The sequence below is a fragment of the Pseudomonas sp. LBUM1645 genome (assembly GCF_059716185.1).
Genome location: NZ_CP166811.1, coordinates 2,255,926 through 2,273,839 on the forward strand (window position 1 = coordinate 2,255,926; position 17,914 = coordinate 2,273,839).

Below are 17,914 nucleotides of genomic sequence, written 5' to 3' on the forward strand. Positions count from 1 at the left end.
AAGCTCGCTCCCCTGTAGGAGCTGCCGAAGGCTGCGATCTTTTGGCGGTCTGGAATCAAAACAAGATCAAAAGATCGCAGCCTTCGGCAGCTCCTACACTCAGCGCCGAACCTGCTTCAACGTCTCGGCAATAAGAAACGCCAACTCCAGCGACTGATCGGCATTCATCCGAGGGTCGCAATGGGTGTGGTACCGATCCGACAACCCGTCTTCGGTAATCGGTCGCGCACCGCCAATGCACTCGGTGACATTCTGCCCGGTCATCTCGATGTGGATGCCGCCGGCATACGTGCCTTCCGCTTCATGAACCTGGAAGAACTGCTTCACTTCGCCGAGGATCTGCGCAAAGTCGCGGGTCTTGTAGCCGCTACTGGCCTTGATGGTGTTGCCGTGCATCGGGTCGGAACTCCACAGCACTTGCTTGCCTTCACGCTGCACGGCACGGATCAGCTGCGGCAAATGATCGCCGACCTTGTTTGCACCCATCCGCGCAATCAGGTTCAGACGACCCGGATCGTTGTCCGGGTTGAGCACGTCGATCAGGCGAATCAGGTCTTCGGGGTTCATGCTCGGGCCGACTTTGACCCCGATCGGGTTGTTCACACCACGCAGGAATTCGACGTGAGCGCCGTCGAGCTGACGGGTGCGGTCGCCGATCCACAGCATGTGCGCCGAGCAATCGTAGTAATCGTTGGTCAGGCTGTCGCGACGCACGAAGGCTTCTTCGTAGTTCAGCAGCAGGGCTTCGTGGGCGGTGAAGAAACTGGTTTCGCGCAGTTGCGGCGAGCTGTCCATGCCGCAGGCGCGCATGAAGGCCAGGGTTTCGTCGATGCGATCGGCCAAGTGGCTGTATTTTTCCGCCAGCGCCGAGTTGGCGATAAAGTCCAGGTTCCACTTGTGCACCTGATGCAGGTCGGCAAAACCGCCCTGGGCGAAGGCGCGTAGCAGGTTCAGGGTGGCGGTGGACTGGTGATAGGACTGGAGCAAGCGCTCCGGGTCTGGCACGCGGCTTTTTTCGTCGAAACCGATGCCGTTGACGATGTCGCCACGGTAGGCCGGCAGGGTCACGCCGTCGATGGTTTCGTCGTTGGCCGAACGCGGTTTGGCGAACTGCCCGGCCATACGCCCGACCTTGACCACCGGGCAGCCGGCGGCGAAGGTCATGACGATCGCCATTTGCAGCAGGACTTTAAAGGTGTCGCGGATTTTCGCGGCGGAGAACTCGGCGAAGCTTTCGGCGCAGTCGCCGCCCTGCAGCAGAAACGCGCGGCCCTGGGTCACCTCGGCAAACTGACGGCGCAACTCCCGGGCTTCACCGGCAAACACCAGCGGCGGATAACTGGCCAGCGTTTGCTCGACGTGCAGCAAATGCGCTGCGTCGGGGTATTGGGGTTGTTGCTGGATCGGCAGGGCGCGCCAGCTGTCAGGGCTCCAGGGTTGGCTCATCACGGTCTCTAGTGTTTTCGCTCGGACTGTCATGTTATCAGCAATTAGTGCGTGACCTGTTCCCGTCGCTTCGCGGACAATCGCGCCTTTGCCGCTTCAACCCTGCGGTTTATTACGTTGCCGGGCCCGGTAACGATCAGGAGACGAAATGACTGAGGAGCGCGTCGAGCATCTGCTCGCCGAGGTACAGGATGAGTTCGGCGTGATTCGCGTGCTGGAAGTGGCCGATTACCGTTTTCTCGAGTTCGGTGATGCCATCGAGCAGAGCTGCGTGTTCACGGCTGACCCGAGCTGGCTCGAATACGATTACACCCGGGCGATGCTGATTGGCGCGTTGTGCCACGAGCAGCCGGAAAGCGCGCTGTTCCTCGGCCTCGGTGCTGGCACCCTGACCCAGGCCTGCCTCAAGTTCCTGCCGCTGGAAGACGTCGAAGCCATTGAACTGCGCCCCGACGTACCGCGTCTGGCCATTGAATACCTTGGGCTGGATGACGATCCGCGGCTGTATATCCGGGTGGGCGATGCGCTGGAACTGCTCGATACCGCCGAGCCGGCGGATCTGATTTTCGTCGACCTCTATACCGATGTCGGGCCGGGTGTCGGGCATCTGGCGTGGAATTTCCTGGAAAACTGTCAGAAACGCCTGAATCCGGGTGGCTGGCTGGTGATCAATCAGTGGGCCACCGATGATGGCAAACCGTTGGGCGCCGCCTTGTTTCGCGGGCTCTATCACCGACATTACTGGGAACTGCCGGTGAAGGAGGGCAACGTGATTTTGCTCGTGCCTTCGGAACTGGATCAGGAACTGGACATGGACGGCTTGATCGCCCGCGCCGAAGGGCTGGCGCCGCGTTTGGGGTATTCGTTGCAGTCGTTGATCAAGGCAATCCGCCCCGCGACCTAAGTTGTCGTCTGCAATGGCCCCATCGCGAGCAAGCTCGCTCCCACAGTGATTTGCGTCGTACACGAAACCTGTGGGAGCGAGCTTGCTCGCGATGAGGCCCTCAAAGTCAACACAAAACTAAAGCCCTTTAAAGACCCCCGGCCGCTTCTCGATCATCGACCGCACGCCTTCCTTGGCATCCTCACTCGCCAGCAACTTCTTCACCATCGGCGGCAACGCCTGCGCCGCCACTGTTTCCCCTTCATAACGTGCCTGCCTCGCAGACATCAACGTCGCCTGAACCCCAAGCGGCGCCTGCCGGGCAATCCGCTCAGCCAACTCAATCGCCCGTGGCAGCAGATCCTCGCTGGCCATGACTTCCTGGACCAATCCCAGGTGCAACGCCTCATGGGCATCGAATTCATCACCGGTCAGCAGCCAGCGCATGGCATTGCCCCAGCCAGCGACCTGATGCAGGCGCAACGTGGCGCCGCCGAACGGGAAGATCCCGCGTTGCACTTCTTTCTGGGCGAAACGGGTGTTGCTGGCGCACAGGTTGATATCGGCGGCCAGCATCAATTCGATCCCGATGGTCAGGCAGTAGCCTTGCGCGGCGACAATCACCGGTTTGCTGACTCTGGGGCCGGCGAATACACCCCACGGATCGCAGCCGCCGGGCGGTGCCTGCCAGCCTTCGGCCAGGGCCGCACTGGCACTGACCAGATCCAGCCCAGCGGTGAAATGCTCTCCATGGCCAAACACCACCGCCACCCGCGCCTCGCTGTCGGCCTCGAACTCGCCATAGGCCAGGCTCAGTTCGTTGAGCAGGTCGAGATCGAAGGCATTGCGTTTGGCCACCCGATCCAGGCCGATCATCAGGACATGACCGTGCCGTTCACGGCTCACACGACTGGAGCAGGGCTGATTCATGGTGCATTTCCTCGGGCGGGGAAGGGGGTGTCAGACAAGAGGTCTGCGTCACAAGGGTGAACCGTTTTAGCGCGATCGTCAGCAGGGCTGGGCCTTGGAAAAATAGACCGTTGCCCGATTATCCGCAAAGCGTGTGACAGAACGCTGTACACGGCAGTTTTCCGACAAATAAAGCTCCCTTTTTGAGCGAATTCCGGTATAGTGCGCGCCGGCCTTTAACCGGGCCGCGTTTAGGTAGCGCAATTCCCCGAAGTCAGCTTCGGCTGCACGTCCGCACAGCGGACTCTCCCTTGACGAATCTTTTTCATTCATTCGTTTTCGCAAATCCCCGCCGACAAAGCAGCCAGGGCGACTCTTGAGTCTTACACGGCATGCGCAGCTTTGGAGCATGGGTCTTTGCGGATGCACTTAGAGGCAGACCCATGACCCAGGAAACCGGCGGCTTCGCCGCTTTTAATCTTAATCCGAATATTCTTGCAGCCGTCATCGCGACTGGCTACGAAGAACCTTCGGCTATTCAGCAGCAATCGATCCCGATCATCATGGCCGGTCACGACATGATTGGTCAGGCGCAAACCGGTACGGGTAAAACCGCTGCGTTCGCCCTGCCGATCCTGCATCGCATCGATCCTGCTAAGCGCGAGCCGCAAGCCCTGATCCTGGCGCCAACCCGTGAGTTGGCGCTGCAAGTAGCAACCGCTTTCGAAACCTACGCCAAGCAAATGCCGGGCGTTACCGTTGTGGCCGTTTACGGCGGCGCCCCTATGGGTCCACAACTGAAAGCAATCCGTAATGGCGCACAGATCGTTGTCGCCACTCCGGGCCGTCTGTGCGACCACCTGCGTCGCGACGAAAAAGTTCTGTCGACCGTGAACCACCTGGTTCTCGACGAAGCTGACGAAATGCTCAAACTGGGTTTCATGGACGACCTCGAAGTTATCTTCAAGGCCTTGCCTCCAACCCGTCAGACCGTATTGTTCTCGGCCACCTTGCCGCAGTCGATCCGTGCCATTGCCGAACGCCATCTGCGCGATCCGCAACACGTGAAGATCCAGACCAAGACTCAGACCGTTACCGCGATCGAACAGGCTCACCTGTTGGTTCACGCTGACCAGAAGACCTCGGCTGTATTGAGCCTGCTGGAAGTTGAAGACTTCGATGCCCTGATCATGTTCGTGCGCACCAAGCAAGCGACCCTGGACCTGGCCAGTGCCCTGGAAGCCAAAGGCTACAAAGCCGCTGCGCTGAACGGTGACATTGCTCAGAACCAACGTGAGCGCGTGATCGAATCCCTCAAGGATGGCCGTCTGGACATCGTTGTGGCGACCGACGTTGCTGCTCGTGGCCTGGACGTTCCGCGTATCACTCACGTGTTCAACGTTGATATGCCGTACGACCCGGAATCCTACGTTCACCGTATCGGCCGTACTGGCCGTGCCGGTCGCGAAGGTCGTGCACTGCTGCTGGTGACTCCACGTGAGCGCCGCATGCTGCAAGTGATCGAGCGTGTAACCGGTCAGAAAGTTGCCGAAGTTCGCCTGCCGGACGCTCAGGCTGTTCTCGATGCTCGCATCAAGAAACTGACCAACAGCCTGTCGCCGCTGGTGGCTGATGCCGAATCGACCCACGGTGATCTGCTGGATCGCCTGACTGCCGACATCGGTTGCACCCCTCGTGCACTGGCCGCTGCTCTGCTGCGCAAGGCAACCAACGCTCAAGCGTTGACCCTGGCTGCCATCGAGAAAGAACGTCCACTGGTGCCGAACAACGCACCGCGTGGCGATCGTCCAGAGCGTACCGGTGATCGTCCGGACCGTGGTGATCGTGAGCGTCGTGCTCCGGTTCCATTGGCCGAAGGTCGTGCTCGTTGCCGTACCGCGCTGGGTGCGCGTGATGGTATCGCTGCCAAGAACCTGCTGGGCGCTATCCTCAATGAGGGTGGTCTGGCTCGCGAAGCAATCGGTCGCATCCAGGTGCGTGACAGCTTCAGCCTCGTTGAGCTGCCGGAAGATGGTCTGGAGCGTCTGCTGACCAAGCTGAAGGACACTCGCGTTGCTGGTAAGCAGTTGAAGCTGCGTCGCTATCGCGAAGATTGATCCGCTCTCGGGCTGATTGATCGAACATAAAAAATCCCCGACTGGTTCGGGGATTTTTTTTGTCTGCGTTTTAGTAGGCCAGGTTTCTGACTCAGGGTTTGGCGTTGGCGTAGAGATAGTCCGTGGCCAATGACGCCAACGTTCGTACGCCCACGACTAACGCCGCCTCATCGACGAAGAACCCCGGATTATGGTTCGGTGCAGCCTTGCTCATGTCCTGATCTTTGGGTGTGACGCCCAAAAATACAAACAGCCCTGGCGCCTCTTTGGCGTAGAAGGAAAAATCTTCCGCCCCACCCACCAATGGCCCTTGCACCACGTCGTCTTTGGCCGCCCAGCGCAAGGTCGGCAGCATTTTCTCGGTCAGCGCCGGGTTGTTGATCGTCGGGTCATACTTCTCGATGATCGTCACTTCAGCTTTGGCACCGCCGCTTTCGGCGATTTTCTCGACGGTCTGGCGTACATCTGCGTGCAGCTTCTGGCGGATGGCGTAGTCGTAGGAACGGATGGTGCCACTCATGTCCACGGACTCGGGAATGATGTTGTAACGGGTGCCGCCATTGATCGTGCCGATGCTGACCACCGACGGATAAGACGAGATGTCTGTCCGGCGGCTGACTACGGTTTGCAGTCCGACGATGGTTTGCGCGCCGACGGTGATCGGGTCGATGCCGTCCCACGGGCGCCCGGCGTGGGTCTGCTTGCCGAGAATTTTAATGCGCAGATCATCGGAGCTGGCCAGGGTCGGGCCAGGTCGATAGGCGATCCGGCCGGCGGGGATGCCGGCCCAGACGTGCAGGCCGAAGACCGCGTCCGGTTTCGGCGATTTCATCACACCTTCCTCAATCATCATTTTTGCACCCCAGGTGTTTTTGCCATCGGGGATAAAATCGCTTGGACCTTCTTCTGCCGGTTGGAAATAGAACACCACCGTGCCGGGCAAGGTGTCGCGCATGCCGGTAAGAATTTTCGCGGTACTGAGCAGGATGGCGGTATGAGCGTCGTGGCCGCAGGCGTGCATCACGTCGACTTCTTTACCGAGGTAGGTACCTTTGGCTTTCGAGGCGAAAGGCAGGTCCGAGACTTCCTTGACCGGCAGCGCATCCATGTCGGCGCGCAATGCTACGGTCGGTCCGGGCAGAGCGCCTTTGAGGATGGCGACGACGCCTGTGCGGGCTACGCCGGTTTTCACTTCCAGGCCCATGGCGCGGAGTTGTTTGGCGACCATTTCCGACGTGCGTTTTTCGGTGTTGCCCAGTTCCGGATGGGCGTGGATATCGCGGCGGGTTTCCAGCAGTTCGGGTTCCAGGGCTTTGGCCTGTTCGGCGATGTGCGTGCGGGCGCCTTCCAGTGTGTCGGCGCTGGCGTGGCCGGCCAGTGCGCCGAACAAGGTCAGCAAACATGTTTGTGCAATGCGGGTCAGCTGCATCGGTACTCTCCATGACTATTGTTTTTTGGCTTCAGTGCCTATGACTTGAGCGCCGCAGTTAAGTGCTATTCCTGCGCTTGGCCGCCACCCGCCGTGATTACTTGCACGCTCATGCGTGGTGTCGCCAGGTCGAGCCCGGCTTCGTCCAGGTGTCGCTTGAGTGACAGGTTGAACGCTCGGGACACTTCCCATTGCTTGATCGGTGCGGTCTTGAATCGGGCACGAAGAATCGCGTTGCCTGACTCGAAACTCTCGACACCCTGAATTTCCAGTGGCGACCAGATGTTGCGCCGTTGCAGTGGGTCGGTGCGCATCTTCTGGCCGACGTCGCGCATCAGTTTGATCGCGTTATCGATGTCCATGTTGGAGGGTATCGCCACCCGGAAGATCGCGTAGCCGAATTCCCGGGAGTAGTTCTTGATGCTTTTGATTTCGCTGAATGGAATGGTGTGGACGATACCGTCGATGTCCCGCAGGCGCACGGTACGAATGGTCAGCCCTTCGACGGTGCCCAGGTGGCCGCCGACGTCGACGTAGTCGTCAATGGCCAACGAGTCTTCGATAATGATGAACAGCCCGGTGATCAGGTCCGCCACCAGCGACTGTGCACCGAAACCGATGGCCAGGCCGATCACGCCGGCACCGGCCAGCAAGGGCGTGACGTTCATGCCCATGTTCGCCAGGGCGACGATCAGCGCAATGATGAAAATCGCCACGAACAACACGTTGCGGATCAACGGCATCATTGTCTGCGCGCGGGCATTTGCCAGGCCTTTGCGCGAGCGGGTGAGGGCGTGGTGCACGGCGGTGTCACTGAGAATCCAGATCAGCCAGGCAAAAATCAGCGTGCCGCCGAGGCTGAACAGTTTGACGCTGACTTCATGGCCTTCGCCTTCGGTGAAGCGGATCAGCGACATGCCCCAGACTCGCAGTCCGAGTTCGATGAACGCCAGCCACACCAGCAAATGAGCGAGTGTGTAGAAGAAGCTTTTCAGGCGCTCCGAATACAGCGCATGACGTTTCACGCTGCGCTGTGGTTTGAGTGAATGGCGGCGCACCAAGCCGTTGATGACCATGCACAACACCAGCAGCACGGTGCAGATCAGCGACTGACGCAGCGCGGTGCTGGTATCGCCGGCCGAGACGAACGTGGCGAACAGCGAAATCCCCACCAGCACCAGCGCCGGCATGTACCAGAAGGTGCCGAGAATCTCGATCGTGTCACTGAGGGCGCGGCGAGTCAGGCGCCGGGACAGCGGTTGGTTGCGGATCAAGTGGGCGATGGGGCGACGGAACCGCAGGATGAACAGCCCTGTGAACAACGCCGCCAGTACGTTGGCCACCGTCGCGGCGGTGTGCGCCAGATGACTGCCAAGGCTTTCGACCAGTCGCGGATCGCTCAGGGCTTCACCGAAGGCGGCGAAACTGCCGATCAGCCATAGCGGCCGAAAGGCTTGATGCCGCAGGATGTACAGGGCGCGGTGGCGGTGTGGGCCGTCGAGCACCGAAAAGGCGATCACGCAGATCGCCGAAAAACAGGTGCCGACCACCAGCGCATAGGCCAAGACCATGGCCAGGCTTTTGCCCAGTGACGAGGGCAGGGCGTAGCTCATGTAGACCGTCATCACCAATGCAATCAGCCACGGCCCGAGTTTGCGCAGGGCGAAGCGCAACATGTCCAGGGCCTTGGGGTGTTGCGGCAGTTCTTCGGTCAGGCCGAAGCGCATGCGTACTCGGTGGCCAAGCCAGATCAACGCGGCGGCGAGCAAACTCCAGACCATCAGGATCATGGCAAAGGCAAAGATGATCGGCAGCCATTCATTGGCCGGCAGCACCAGCGCTGTCAGTTCATCCTCAGCCAGTTTGAACTCTTCGGACCAGCGAGTGAGAGGGCTGTCCGCGCCTGAAAACTGTTTTTCGAAGCTGGCCAGGGTGCCACCGATCAGTCCCAGGACGCCTACTTCGGTGACCGGCTGGGCCTTTTTGGTGGCGTCGCGCAGCTTCTTCAAATCCGCCAGCAATTTGGTGCGTTGCTGATCGTTCTCCAGCGACTTGATGACTTCGTCCAGGGATTGCCCCAAGGGCTCTTGCGCCTCTGGCTGTTTTGCCGAGCTGTTGAGCAGGCTGGGCAAGCCGACCGCCTGGGCGGGCGCCATCGGCAGCAGCGTCATGAGGCAGACAAGGAATAAACACGGCAGGGCAAAAAGACGAGCGAGCACTAGGCGGTCAACCTCGGGATGAGCGGATCGACCGAGTGTACGAGCCCGTCAAAATCAATGCGAGCCAGGGTGAGGATTTATTCGTTGAGTTTGGCGAGGATCTTGAAAATCACGGTGGCGAGGATCATCAACATGCCGATCCACATCGCGAATACGCCGACGTTTTTGTCGCGAAAATTGAAGCCGATTGCCAGCATGACCATCCCGGAAAGAATCGGGATCAGCATGGCGTGAAACGAAGACAACGAGATCATGAGCGACTGCCTTGTCGAAATGGGTATTGAAAGTGTAGGAGCTGTCGAGTGAAACGAGGCTGCGATCTTTTGACTGTGCTATTTAAAAACAAGATCAAAAGATCGCAGCCTCGTTTCTCTCGACAGCTCCTACCAGCTCCTACACGGATTACGGCAGCTCGCGGCAGGCGTAAAACGCGCTCAGCACTTTGACCAGGTGCGCCAGATCATGACTGCCGCACAGTTCACGGATCGAGTGCATGGCGAAGGTTGGCAGGCCGATATCCACGGTGCGCACGCCCAGGTGGCTGGCGGTGATCGGGCCGATGGTCGAGCCGCAACCCATGTCGCTGCGCACCACGAAGCTCTGTACCGGCACTTCTTCGGCCATGCACAGGTGGCGGAAGAACCCGGCGGTTTCGCTGTTGGTGGCGTAGCGCTGGTTGCTGTTGACCTTGATCACCGGGCCGGCGTTGAGTTTAGGGCCGTGATTGGCATCGTGCTTGTCGGCGTAGTTGGGGTGCACGCCGTGGGCGTTGTCAGCCGAGACCAGCAGGGATTTCTGAATGGTGCGCACGAACTCATCGCCTTCAGGCAGCAGGCGACGCAGCGTCTGCTCCAGCATCGGGCCGTCGGCGCCGCAGGCCGAGCAGGAACCGACTTCTTCGTGATCGTTGCAGACCAGCACGCAGGTTTCGTCGGTTTCGGTGGTCAGCAAGGCTTGCAGGCCGGCATAGCACGACAGCAGGTTGTCGAGGCGCGCCCCGGCAATGAAGTCGCCATGCAGGCCGATGACCGCAGCACTTTGGGTGTCGTAGAAGCTCAGCTCATAGTCAAGCACCACGTCGGCGTTCAAGCCGTGTTCGCGGGCGAGTTGATCAGTGAGCACGGCGCGGAAGTCCACGCGCTCGTCACCGGCAAATTGCGCAAGGATTGGCGGCAGTTCGGTCTGGGCGTTGATCGCCCAGCCCATGTTGGCTTCACGGTTCAGGTGAATGGCCAGGTTCGGGATGATGGCGATCGGCGCCTTGAAGTCGACCAGCTGGCTCTCGACCTTGCCGTCACGGCGGAAGGTCACGCGGCCGGCCAGGGACAGGTCGCGGTCGAACCATGGCGCCAGTAGTGCGCCGCCATAGACTTCGACACCCAGCTGCCAGAAGCCCTGACGTTGCAGTTCCGGCTGGGGTTTGACCCGCAGGCACGGGCTGTCGGTGTGCGCGCCAACCAGGCGAATGCCGCCGTGCAGGGGCGAATGACGGCCCATCTTGAACGCGACGATCGACGAGTCGTTACGGGTGACGTAGTAACGACCGTTGGCTTCGGTGGTCCATGGCTCGCGCTCGTCAAGGCGTTGATAGCCCGCCGCTTCCAGGCGCTGAACAAGGCTGGCGGTGGCATGGAATGGGGTAGGGGAGGCCTTGAGGAAATCGATCAGGCCTTGGTTCAACTCTTCGCGCATAAGTAGCTCCAGACAGCAATGGCGCAAGTTTAACGTATTGGCTCACGGCATTGCAGAGACAATGCCGTTCGACGTACGCCAGCTGCCGATTGGCGAAGAGGATGAGTCAACCGGTGATCAGATTGCCATTGAGGAACACTTCGCGACGTTGCTTGCGGCCCACATATTCATGTTTGCTCGCGAGGTACACCTCGTTGAATTTTTCCTTCGAGATACCCGGGATCTGTCGAATGTAGTCGTCCACCAGTCGGTCATAGGCGGCTTCGGTGATGAGCTTGTAGATGTCCCGGCGATAGAAGAAGCCCAGTTGAAAACCGAGGGTTTCGCTTTGATGGTTTGTCTGCCCGGCAAAGCAGTTTTCAAAGTCGATGGCTTTGAGCGGAGTCTGTGGTGTTTCCGGGATCATGATGTTGCCAGCCCAGAAATCCATGTGTGTGATGTTCTTCCGCGACAAGGAACTCAGCAATTCGAAGGCGTCGAGAATGAATGTTTCGACGTTTTCCGGGTTGCGTTTAAGCCATTGCACGCCGTCGATATGATCGTCGAGCAGGCGCGTGATAATGAAATATTCCTGGGTCAGCCCCAGTCGGTCCTTGGTGTAGCCGAACCCTTGCAGCGGCGACATTTGTACGCCACGGCGCTGCGCTTCGAGCGTATTGATCAACTCTTCCAGCGGCCAGTCGAATCGACCATTGCGCTGCGGTTTGCCAAAGGTCACGCGCACTTTTGCTTTCAAGGTATCCAGCGGCTGGACCTTGGCAAACAGTGGCGTATCGCCGGAGGTCAGCGGCGCACTCGCTCGGGCGAGCTTGTGGGCGCGTCGTTTGTGTATGAGTTGTTCAAGCGCCTGTTGTGCTTCGGCTGAGGGCTGCTCGCTAAGGTGCAACGTGGTGTTGAAGAGGCAGAAGGTGAAGGGGTAGTCGTCTTGGAATGTCTTGTTGCTGAGCACGAGGGCTTCCTGCCTACTATCAAAGTGCCGGCATTTTACGTTTCATTACAAATTCATGACAATATTTTCACGCCATTTTCACGTCGATTTGTAACAAGAAATAAAAAACGCCCTTCAATGGAAGGGCGTTTTTTGGTTCGGCGGTTGCTTAAAAAGGAGCAGGGCACTCGAAGCGCAAGCGTTCGCCGCTTTGCGGGTGAGTGAAGCTCAGCATGCTCGCGTGCAAACATAGTCGTGGCCAAGCGGCCAGTGCTTGCTCGTGGGCATACAGCCCGTCACCCAGCAATGGGTGGCCGATGGAAAGCATGTGCACGCGCAACTGATGGGAGCGGCCGGTGATCGGCGTCAATTCGACACGACACCAATCGCCGCACCGCTCCAGTACGCGCCAGAAGGTCAGGGCATGTTTGCCGAATTCATGGTCCACCACATGGCGTGGCTTGGTCGGCGGGTCGTAGCGCAAGGGCAGATCGATGCTGCCACTGTCCAGTTCCGGTTGTCCCCAGCACAGGGCGGTGTAGGCCTTTTCGGTTTCGCGGTCGTGAAATTGCCGAGACAGCTCGCGATGCGTGTCCGGATCACGGGCCAACAGAATAATGCCGGAGGTTTCCCAGTCCAGGCGATGGACTATTCGTGCTTCCGGGTAACCGTTTTCCTGCAGGCGGGTAATCAGGCAGTCCTTGTTGTCGTCGGCCCGGCCAGGGACGGAGAGCAGCAGGGTCGGTTTGTTCACCACCAGTACGGCGGCGTCCTGATGGATGATGCGGATGTTGGACAGCGGCATTCAAACAGCCTCGTAACAAACGCCAACGGCGGCTCAGAACCTTCATTGTCCCGTGTAGGAGCTGCCGCAGGCTGCGATCTTTTGATTCTGCTTTTAAAACAAAATCAAAAGATCGCAGCCTGCGGCAGCTCCTACAGGGGCTCAAAGGTTCTGAGCCGCCGTGGCTCCTGTCTGATCGACTAGCGGTCAGGCAGGGTGATATTGAGTTCCAGAATCGAGCAGCTGCCCTGGTTTTCCAGAGCGACGTGCACGTCATCGGACCCGATATTGACGTACTTGCGGATGACCTCGACCAATTCCTTCTGCAAGGCTGGCAGGTAGTCCGGTGTACTGCGTTGGCCGCGTTCGTGCGCCACGATGATCTGCAGACGCTCTTTCGCTACCGACGCGGTGCTGACCTTTTTGCTGGCACGAAAGAAGTCAAAAAGATTCATTATCTACCTCCAAACAGGCGCTCGAAGAATCCCTTCTTCGTTACATCGAGAAAACGATGCTCCACGGTTTTGCCCAGCAGACGATCGACCGCATCGCTGTATGCCTGACCGGCATCGCTCTGGTCGTCGAGAATCACGGGCACGCCCGAGTTGGAAGCTTTGAGTACCGCTTGGGATTCCGGAATGACACCCAGCAGGGCGACCGCCAGAATCTCTTTGACGTCTTCGACGCCGAGCATCTCGCCGTCACTGACTCGTTGCGGGTTGTAGCGGGTCAGCAGCAGGTGTTCCTTGATCGGCTCTTCGCCCTTTTCAGCGCGGCGCGATTTGCTGGCCAGCAGGCCGAGCATGCGGTCCGAGTCACGAACCGAGGACACTTCCGGGTTGGTCACGATAATCGCTTCATCAGCGAAGTACATGGCCAGGTGGGCACCTTTCTCGATGCCGGCCGGGGAGTCGCAGACCACATATTCGAAGTCTTCTTTCAGCGCCATCAACACTTTTTCCACGCCTTCCACGGTCAGCGCGTCTTTGTCGCGGGTCTGACTGGCGGCCAGTACGTAGAGGTTTTCCAGGCGTTTGTCTTTGATCAGGGCTTGTTGCAGGTTGGCTTCGCCGTTTACCACGTTGACGAAGTCATACACCACGCGGCGCTCGCAACCCATGATCAGGTCGAGGTTACGCAAACCGACGTCGAAGTCGACGATAACTGTTTTGTGACCGCGCAGTGCGAGGCCGGTACCGATAGCAGCACTGGTGGTGGTCTTACCCACACCACCCTTGCCGGATGTAACCACGAGAATCTTGGCCAAGGTGTTTCACCCCTAAGGAAAAAGGACATTTAGCCCCTGAAAAACATCTCTAGAAAAACTACTGCAGTCGGACAGCCTTGGCTGGAATTCGGTCCAGAACGGCGCTTACCTCGGGTAAACACTGCCTATGGCCTTTTTCCTACTTCGTTTGAGCCGTTTTCGCTACGTTTTAGAGATGTTTGGAAAATGCGGCAGTATCCGTTAAAGCCGAATGATGTTCAACACATCGCCCGACAGGCTGACCTGTACGCCCGCGCCCCACAAAGGGTCGCGACGCAGATCCTCCGAAACCTTGTAGTGGCCTGCGATGGAAACCAGTTCAGCGCTCATTTGCTGACAGAAAATCCTGGCTTTCGTGTCGCCTTTGACGCCGGCCAACACTCGACCACGCATCGGGCCGTATACATGGATGTTCCCGTCGGCGAGAAGTTCCGCCCCCGGGCTGACCGACGAGATCACCACCAGATCGCAGCCCTGGGCATAAATCTGCTGGCCACCACGTACTGGCGACGTGATGATTTTTGTTGGCTTGATAGTCGGCTCCGGTGGTTTTTCCGGTTTTTTCTTGACTTGACCTTCGAGCGGGTCCAACGGACGCTCACGGGCGCCGGACGGTGGCAGCACCGGCAGGTCGACCGCGATGGCCGCGGCGATGTCTTCAATGCGGCTGGCACGGATCGCCAGGGTGCGCAGGCCATGCTGGCGGCAGACGCGCATCAGGCCCGGCAGATCGACCGCGCCTTCGCTGGCCGGGAGTTTGTCCAGGGCCAGCACCAGTGGCGCGTTACTGAAGAAGTTAGGCGCCTGGGCAACCTTGGCGGCCAGTTGACGATCGAGGTTCTCGAGGTCGTTACGGGCCAGCTCCAGCACCGTAATGGCGAGCATGCTGCCCTTCAGCTGGAACACGGGATCTTGGTCTAGCGGTTCGGTTTGGCTCATGGTCGGCATACAACGACTTGTCACTAAAAGTGCCGAGACTTATAACGAGAACGCCCGCGAGCCGCAAGCCGGGTCGAACGATGTAGAATGCGCGGCCATTGTCTTTCCGGAACCTTTAATGGATCGCCCGCGTTTTCGAACAGCATTTCTATCTCCACGTTTCTGGCCGCTGTGGTGTGGCTTGGGGCTGTTGTGGCTGATTGTCCAGTTGCCGTATCCGGCGTTGCTGTCGATCGGTCGCGCCCTGGGTGCATTGATGTATCGAGTAGCGGGCGACAGACGGCGCATTGCCAAGCGCAATCTCGAACTGTGTTTCCCTGAAAAAACCGCTGCCGAGCGCAAGCGCCTGCTCAAGGAAAACTTCGCCTCCACGGGCATCGCGTTTTTCGAAATGGCCATGAGCTGGTGGTGGTCGCGCGAGCGCCTGGCGAAACTGGCCCATGTCGAAGGGCTGGAGCATCTGAAAAAAGCCCAGCGCGACGGCAAAGGCGTGATCCTGATGGCCGTTCATTTCACCACGCTGGAAATCGGCGCGGCGTTGCTCGGCCAGCAGCACACCATTGATGGCATGTACCGCGAACACAAGAATCCATTGTTCGACTACGTCCAGCGCCTGGGGCGCGAGCGGCACAACGTCGATTCGCTGGCGGTGGAGCGTGACGACGTGCGCGGCATGCTCAAACTGCTGCGGGCCGGCCGGGCAATCTGGTACGCACCGGATCAGGACTATGGCGCCAAGCAAAGTATCTTCGTGCCGCTGTTCGGGATTCAGGCCGCGACCGTCACCGCCACCAGCAAGTTTGCACGGTTGGGCAAGGCACTGGTGGTGCCGTTCACTCAGGAGCGTCTGGCGGACGGCAGCGGTTATCGTCTGGTGATTCATGCACCGCTCGAGGGTTTCCCCGGCGAAACTGAAGAGGCCGATTGCCTGCGGATCAACCAATGGGTCGAAGGCGTCTTGCGCGAATGTCCGCAGCAATACCTCTGGGCTCATCGCCGCTTCAAGAGCCGTCCCCCGGGTGAGCCGAAGCTGTACGCAAAACGCGGTTGAACCACCGATCCCTATAAGCACCATGGAGTGTTGCGATGAGTCCTGCTGAACCGGTTACAGGGTTGATTCTTTCCGGCGGTGGGGCTCGGGCGGCTTATCAGGTCGGTGTGCTGGCGGCGATTGCCGAATTGTTGCCGGTCGGTGCGAGCAATCCGTTTCCGGTGATCGTCGGCACCTCGGCTGGCGCAATCAACGCGGTGAGCCTCGCCAGTGGGGCGATGGATTTTCGGGGTGCGATTCAACGTCTGACAGCCTTCTGGCAGGGCTTTCGCAGTCATCTGGTGTTGCGCAGTGACTGGCCGGGCGTGATCCACCAGGCCAGCCGTTTTGTCAGCCACAGTTTGCTCGGGATTGGCGCTCAGGTGCCGGTGGCCTTGCTCAACAGTTCGCCGCTGCGCGGATTGCTCGACGACAAACTGCAGATGAGCGGGATTGCCGAGGCCATTGCACAGAAGCAGTTGCAGGCGGTTGCGGTGACCGCGTTCGGCTACGAGTCCGGTCAGGCGGTGACCTTTTATCAGGGCGGCGGCACCATCAATGCCTGGTTGCGCCATCGGCGAATCGGCGTCCCCACTCAATTGACCGTCGATCACTTGCTGGCCAGTTCCGCCATTCCGTTGTTGTTTGCGCCAGTGAAAATCGGTGAAGAGTATTTCGGCGACGGCGCGGTACGTCAGTCGGCACCGATCAGCCCGGCGCTGCACCTAGGCGCCAGCCGGGTGCTGGTGGTGGGCGTCAGCGGCAACCCCCGCGGCGTCGACCCGGAACAACCGCTGCAACGCGCCTACACCGGCCAGCAGCCGAGCCTGGCGCAGATCGGTGGGCACATGCTCAACAGCACGTTCATTGACAGCCTGGAAAGCGACATCGAGTTGCTGCAGCGGCTCAATCAGTTCAGTCATCTGCTGCCCGATGGCACGCCGACGCGCGCGCTGGGTGTAGCGCCGGTAGATGTGCTGGTAATTTCGCCGAGTCAGCCGATCGATGAGATTGCGGCGCGGCATCGGCAGGAATTGCCGGCGGCGCTGCGCTTGTTTCTGCGTGGACCGGGGGCGACCAAGACGAGCGGGGCGGGGGTGCTGAGTTATCTGCTGTTCGAGGCGGGGTACTGCAGCGAATTGATTGATTTGGGGCGGCGGGATGCGTTGGCCAAGCGGGGGGAGTTGTGCCGGTTTTTGGGGTTGGCGGAGCCTGTTGTTTCGGCTTGAGATCGGCGGTGCGGCCATCGCGAGCAAGCTCGCTCCCACATTCGATCTCCTGTGAACACATTAATTGTGATCACCACTGATCAACTGTGGGAGCGAGCTTGCTCGCGATGGCGTCCTTACAGACGCCGCCGAATCAGAAGTGAACCTTGACCAGGAAGCTGGTTACGCTCTGATCGGTTTTGAAGCCCTGACTGTCTTCAATACCGTACTTGTTTTTCCAGTAGTCATACTCGACGCCGACGTACAACTGCTTTTCGCCAAGGTTCAGCGCCTTGCCCAAGTCGTATTTGACCTGTGGATTGAAGTGCAGGTTGGCGTGGTATTCGCCTTTTTTGTTGACGTCGTTGTCGACTACCCAGTCCATGAAACCATCGATCAGGATGTTCGAATCGCCCACCGGGATGGTGTAGGACCAGACCGGAGTGACCTGCCAGATATTGTCACCTGGGCGGTCGCCTTCGGTGTGACGGTTGTAGAAGTTCAGCTGGAAGTAATCGAAGCCCGGAATCGCCAGGTCAAAAGCAGGACCGATCAGGTAGGACTCGGTATCGTCTTCACCGAACTCGTAAGTCATGGCCAGCAGTACATCTTTGATCGGGCCGAATTCGAGTTTCTGATCGAAGATCTTGCCGAACGAAAGGCGCGGGCTGATTTCACCGTAGTAGGTGTTCTCACCGGCGAAGGAATCTTCCTTGCCGTTGTAGAAAATCTTGTCGACGAACATGAAGTTGTCGCCGTACTTCCAGCCGTCGGCGTGTTCGAAGGTCACCGTCTGCTGAATGCGCGGGTTGACCTGGAAGTCCTTGCCATACAGGTAGGTCAGGCTGTTGTTCTGCCATTGCAGCAAGTCGCCAGCCATTGCCTGGCCCCCGGCCAGCAACGATCCCGCCAGCATCAGGCTAGTGCACGTACGTTTCATTCGGTTGCTCCCAAAAAGTAGGTGGTTCCACGTTATTTTTCTAAGGTCGACGCTCTGGTGTGGCGCCTTTTTCTTTAGCTGTAAAAAATCATCCAATCGGTCAGCTTCAGTGCTGTTAGCAAG

16 protein-coding genes are annotated in these 17,914 nt (G+C 59.1%); 4 read left to right on the forward strand and 12 right to left on the reverse strand.

The genetic code is table 11. From position 1 onward, the window contains the following. Positions 1–99 precede the first annotated feature (99 nt). A complete protein-coding gene (locus ACA079_RS10015) occupies positions 100–1,446 on the reverse strand; it encodes a class II 3-deoxy-7-phosphoheptulonate synthase (RefSeq protein ID WP_056740344.1) in 1,347 nt (448 codons plus the stop codon). A 148-nt stretch (positions 1,447–1,594) separates the two neighbouring features. On the opposite strand from ACA079_RS10015, the gene ACA079_RS10020 reads away from it, so the two are divergent. Next, positions 1,595–2,350, forward strand: coding sequence for a spermidine synthase (locus ACA079_RS10020; protein ID WP_046047519.1), 756 nt, complete (start codon positions 1,595–1,597; stop codon positions 2,348–2,350). A gap of 117 nt (positions 2,351–2,467) precedes the next feature. Here ACA079_RS10020 and ACA079_RS10025 read toward each other — a convergent pair whose 3' ends face one another. Next, positions 2,468–3,259: a crotonase/enoyl-CoA hydratase family protein gene (locus ACA079_RS10025; RefSeq protein ID WP_497703344.1), complete on the reverse strand. Its 792-nt coding sequence runs from the start codon at positions 3,257–3,259 to the stop codon at positions 2,468–2,470. Between the two features lie 422 nt (positions 3,260–3,681). Here ACA079_RS10025 and ACA079_RS10030 point away from each other — a divergent pair, with 422 nt between their 5' ends. Next, the gene (locus ACA079_RS10030; protein ID WP_008146183.1) at positions 3,682–5,355 is read left to right on the forward strand and encodes a DEAD/DEAH box helicase; all 1,674 of its coding nucleotides are present in this window, start codon (positions 3,682–3,684) and stop codon (positions 5,353–5,355) included. 91 nt (positions 5,356–5,446) lie between these two features. Here ACA079_RS10030 and ACA079_RS10035 read toward each other — a convergent pair whose 3' ends face one another. The 9 genes from ACA079_RS10035 to minC all read right to left on the reverse strand — a co-directional run bounded on the left by ACA079_RS10035 (position 5,447) and on the right by minC (position 14,613). After that, positions 5,447–6,784, reverse strand: a complete 1,338-nt coding sequence (locus ACA079_RS10035) for an amidohydrolase (protein ID WP_497703345.1) — start codon at positions 6,782–6,784, stop codon at positions 5,447–5,449. Positions 6,785–6,849: 65 nt separating this feature from the next. Continuing rightward, complete coding sequence (locus tag ACA079_RS10040) at positions 6,850–9,003, reverse strand: mechanosensitive ion channel domain-containing protein (RefSeq protein ID WP_497703346.1); 2,154 nt, start codon at positions 9,001–9,003, stop codon at positions 6,850–6,852. Positions 9,004–9,080: 77 nt separating this feature from the next. After that, entirely contained in the window at positions 9,081–9,257 is a 177-nt protein-coding gene (locus ACA079_RS10045) for a hypothetical protein (RefSeq protein ID WP_415768188.1), read from the reverse strand. A 148-nt stretch (positions 9,258–9,405) separates the two neighbouring features. Then, a complete protein-coding gene (locus ACA079_RS10050; RefSeq protein ID WP_046047516.1) occupies positions 9,406–10,695 on the reverse strand; it encodes a M18 family aminopeptidase in 1,290 nt (429 codons plus the stop codon). Positions 10,696–10,801: 106 nt separating this feature from the next. Further along, the gene (locus ACA079_RS10055) at positions 10,802–11,644 is read right to left on the reverse strand and encodes a protein kinase family protein (protein WP_497703347.1); all 843 of its coding nucleotides are present in this window, start codon (positions 11,642–11,644) and stop codon (positions 10,802–10,804) included. 148 nt (positions 11,645–11,792) lie between these two features. Beyond that, on the reverse strand, positions 11,793–12,428 hold the full coding sequence (locus tag ACA079_RS10060; RefSeq protein WP_008146175.1) for an RluA family pseudouridine synthase: 636 nt from the start codon (positions 12,426–12,428) through the stop codon (positions 11,793–11,795). A gap of 179 nt (positions 12,429–12,607) precedes the next feature. After that, positions 12,608–12,862, reverse strand: a complete 255-nt coding sequence (minE, locus tag ACA079_RS10065) for a cell division topological specificity factor MinE (protein ID WP_007898843.1) — start codon at positions 12,860–12,862, stop codon at positions 12,608–12,610. Further along, positions 12,862–13,674 (reverse strand): septum site-determining protein MinD, encoded by an 813-nt coding sequence (gene minD / locus ACA079_RS10070; protein ID WP_033057165.1) that lies wholly within the window; start codon positions 13,672–13,674, stop codon positions 12,862–12,864. Before minD ends, minE begins: the two co-directional genes overlap by 1 nt. Positions 13,675–13,875: 201 nt before the next feature. Further along, positions 13,876–14,613 (reverse strand): septum site-determining protein MinC, encoded by a 738-nt coding sequence (minC, locus tag ACA079_RS10075; protein ID WP_095129096.1) that lies wholly within the window; start codon positions 14,611–14,613, stop codon positions 13,876–13,878. A 118-nt stretch (positions 14,614–14,731) separates the two neighbouring features. Here minC and ACA079_RS10080 point away from each other — a divergent pair, with 118 nt between their 5' ends. Then, positions 14,732–15,664 carry a lipid A biosynthesis lauroyl acyltransferase gene (locus ACA079_RS10080; RefSeq protein ID WP_497703348.1) on the forward strand — a complete coding sequence of 311 codons (933 nt, stop codon included), beginning with the start codon at positions 14,732–14,734 and terminating at the stop codon, positions 15,662–15,664. 35 nt (positions 15,665–15,699) lie between these two features. Next, entirely contained in the window at positions 15,700–16,872 is a 1,173-nt protein-coding gene (locus tag ACA079_RS10085) for a patatin-like phospholipase family protein (RefSeq protein WP_497703349.1), read from the forward strand. Between the two features lie 133 nt (positions 16,873–17,005). On the opposite strand, the gene ACA079_RS10090 is transcribed toward ACA079_RS10085, so the two are convergent. Next, complete coding sequence (locus ACA079_RS10090; RefSeq protein ID WP_497455880.1) at positions 17,006–17,791, reverse strand: outer membrane protein OmpK; 786 nt, start codon at positions 17,789–17,791, stop codon at positions 17,006–17,008. Between the last annotated feature and the right edge of the window lie 123 nt (positions 17,792–17,914).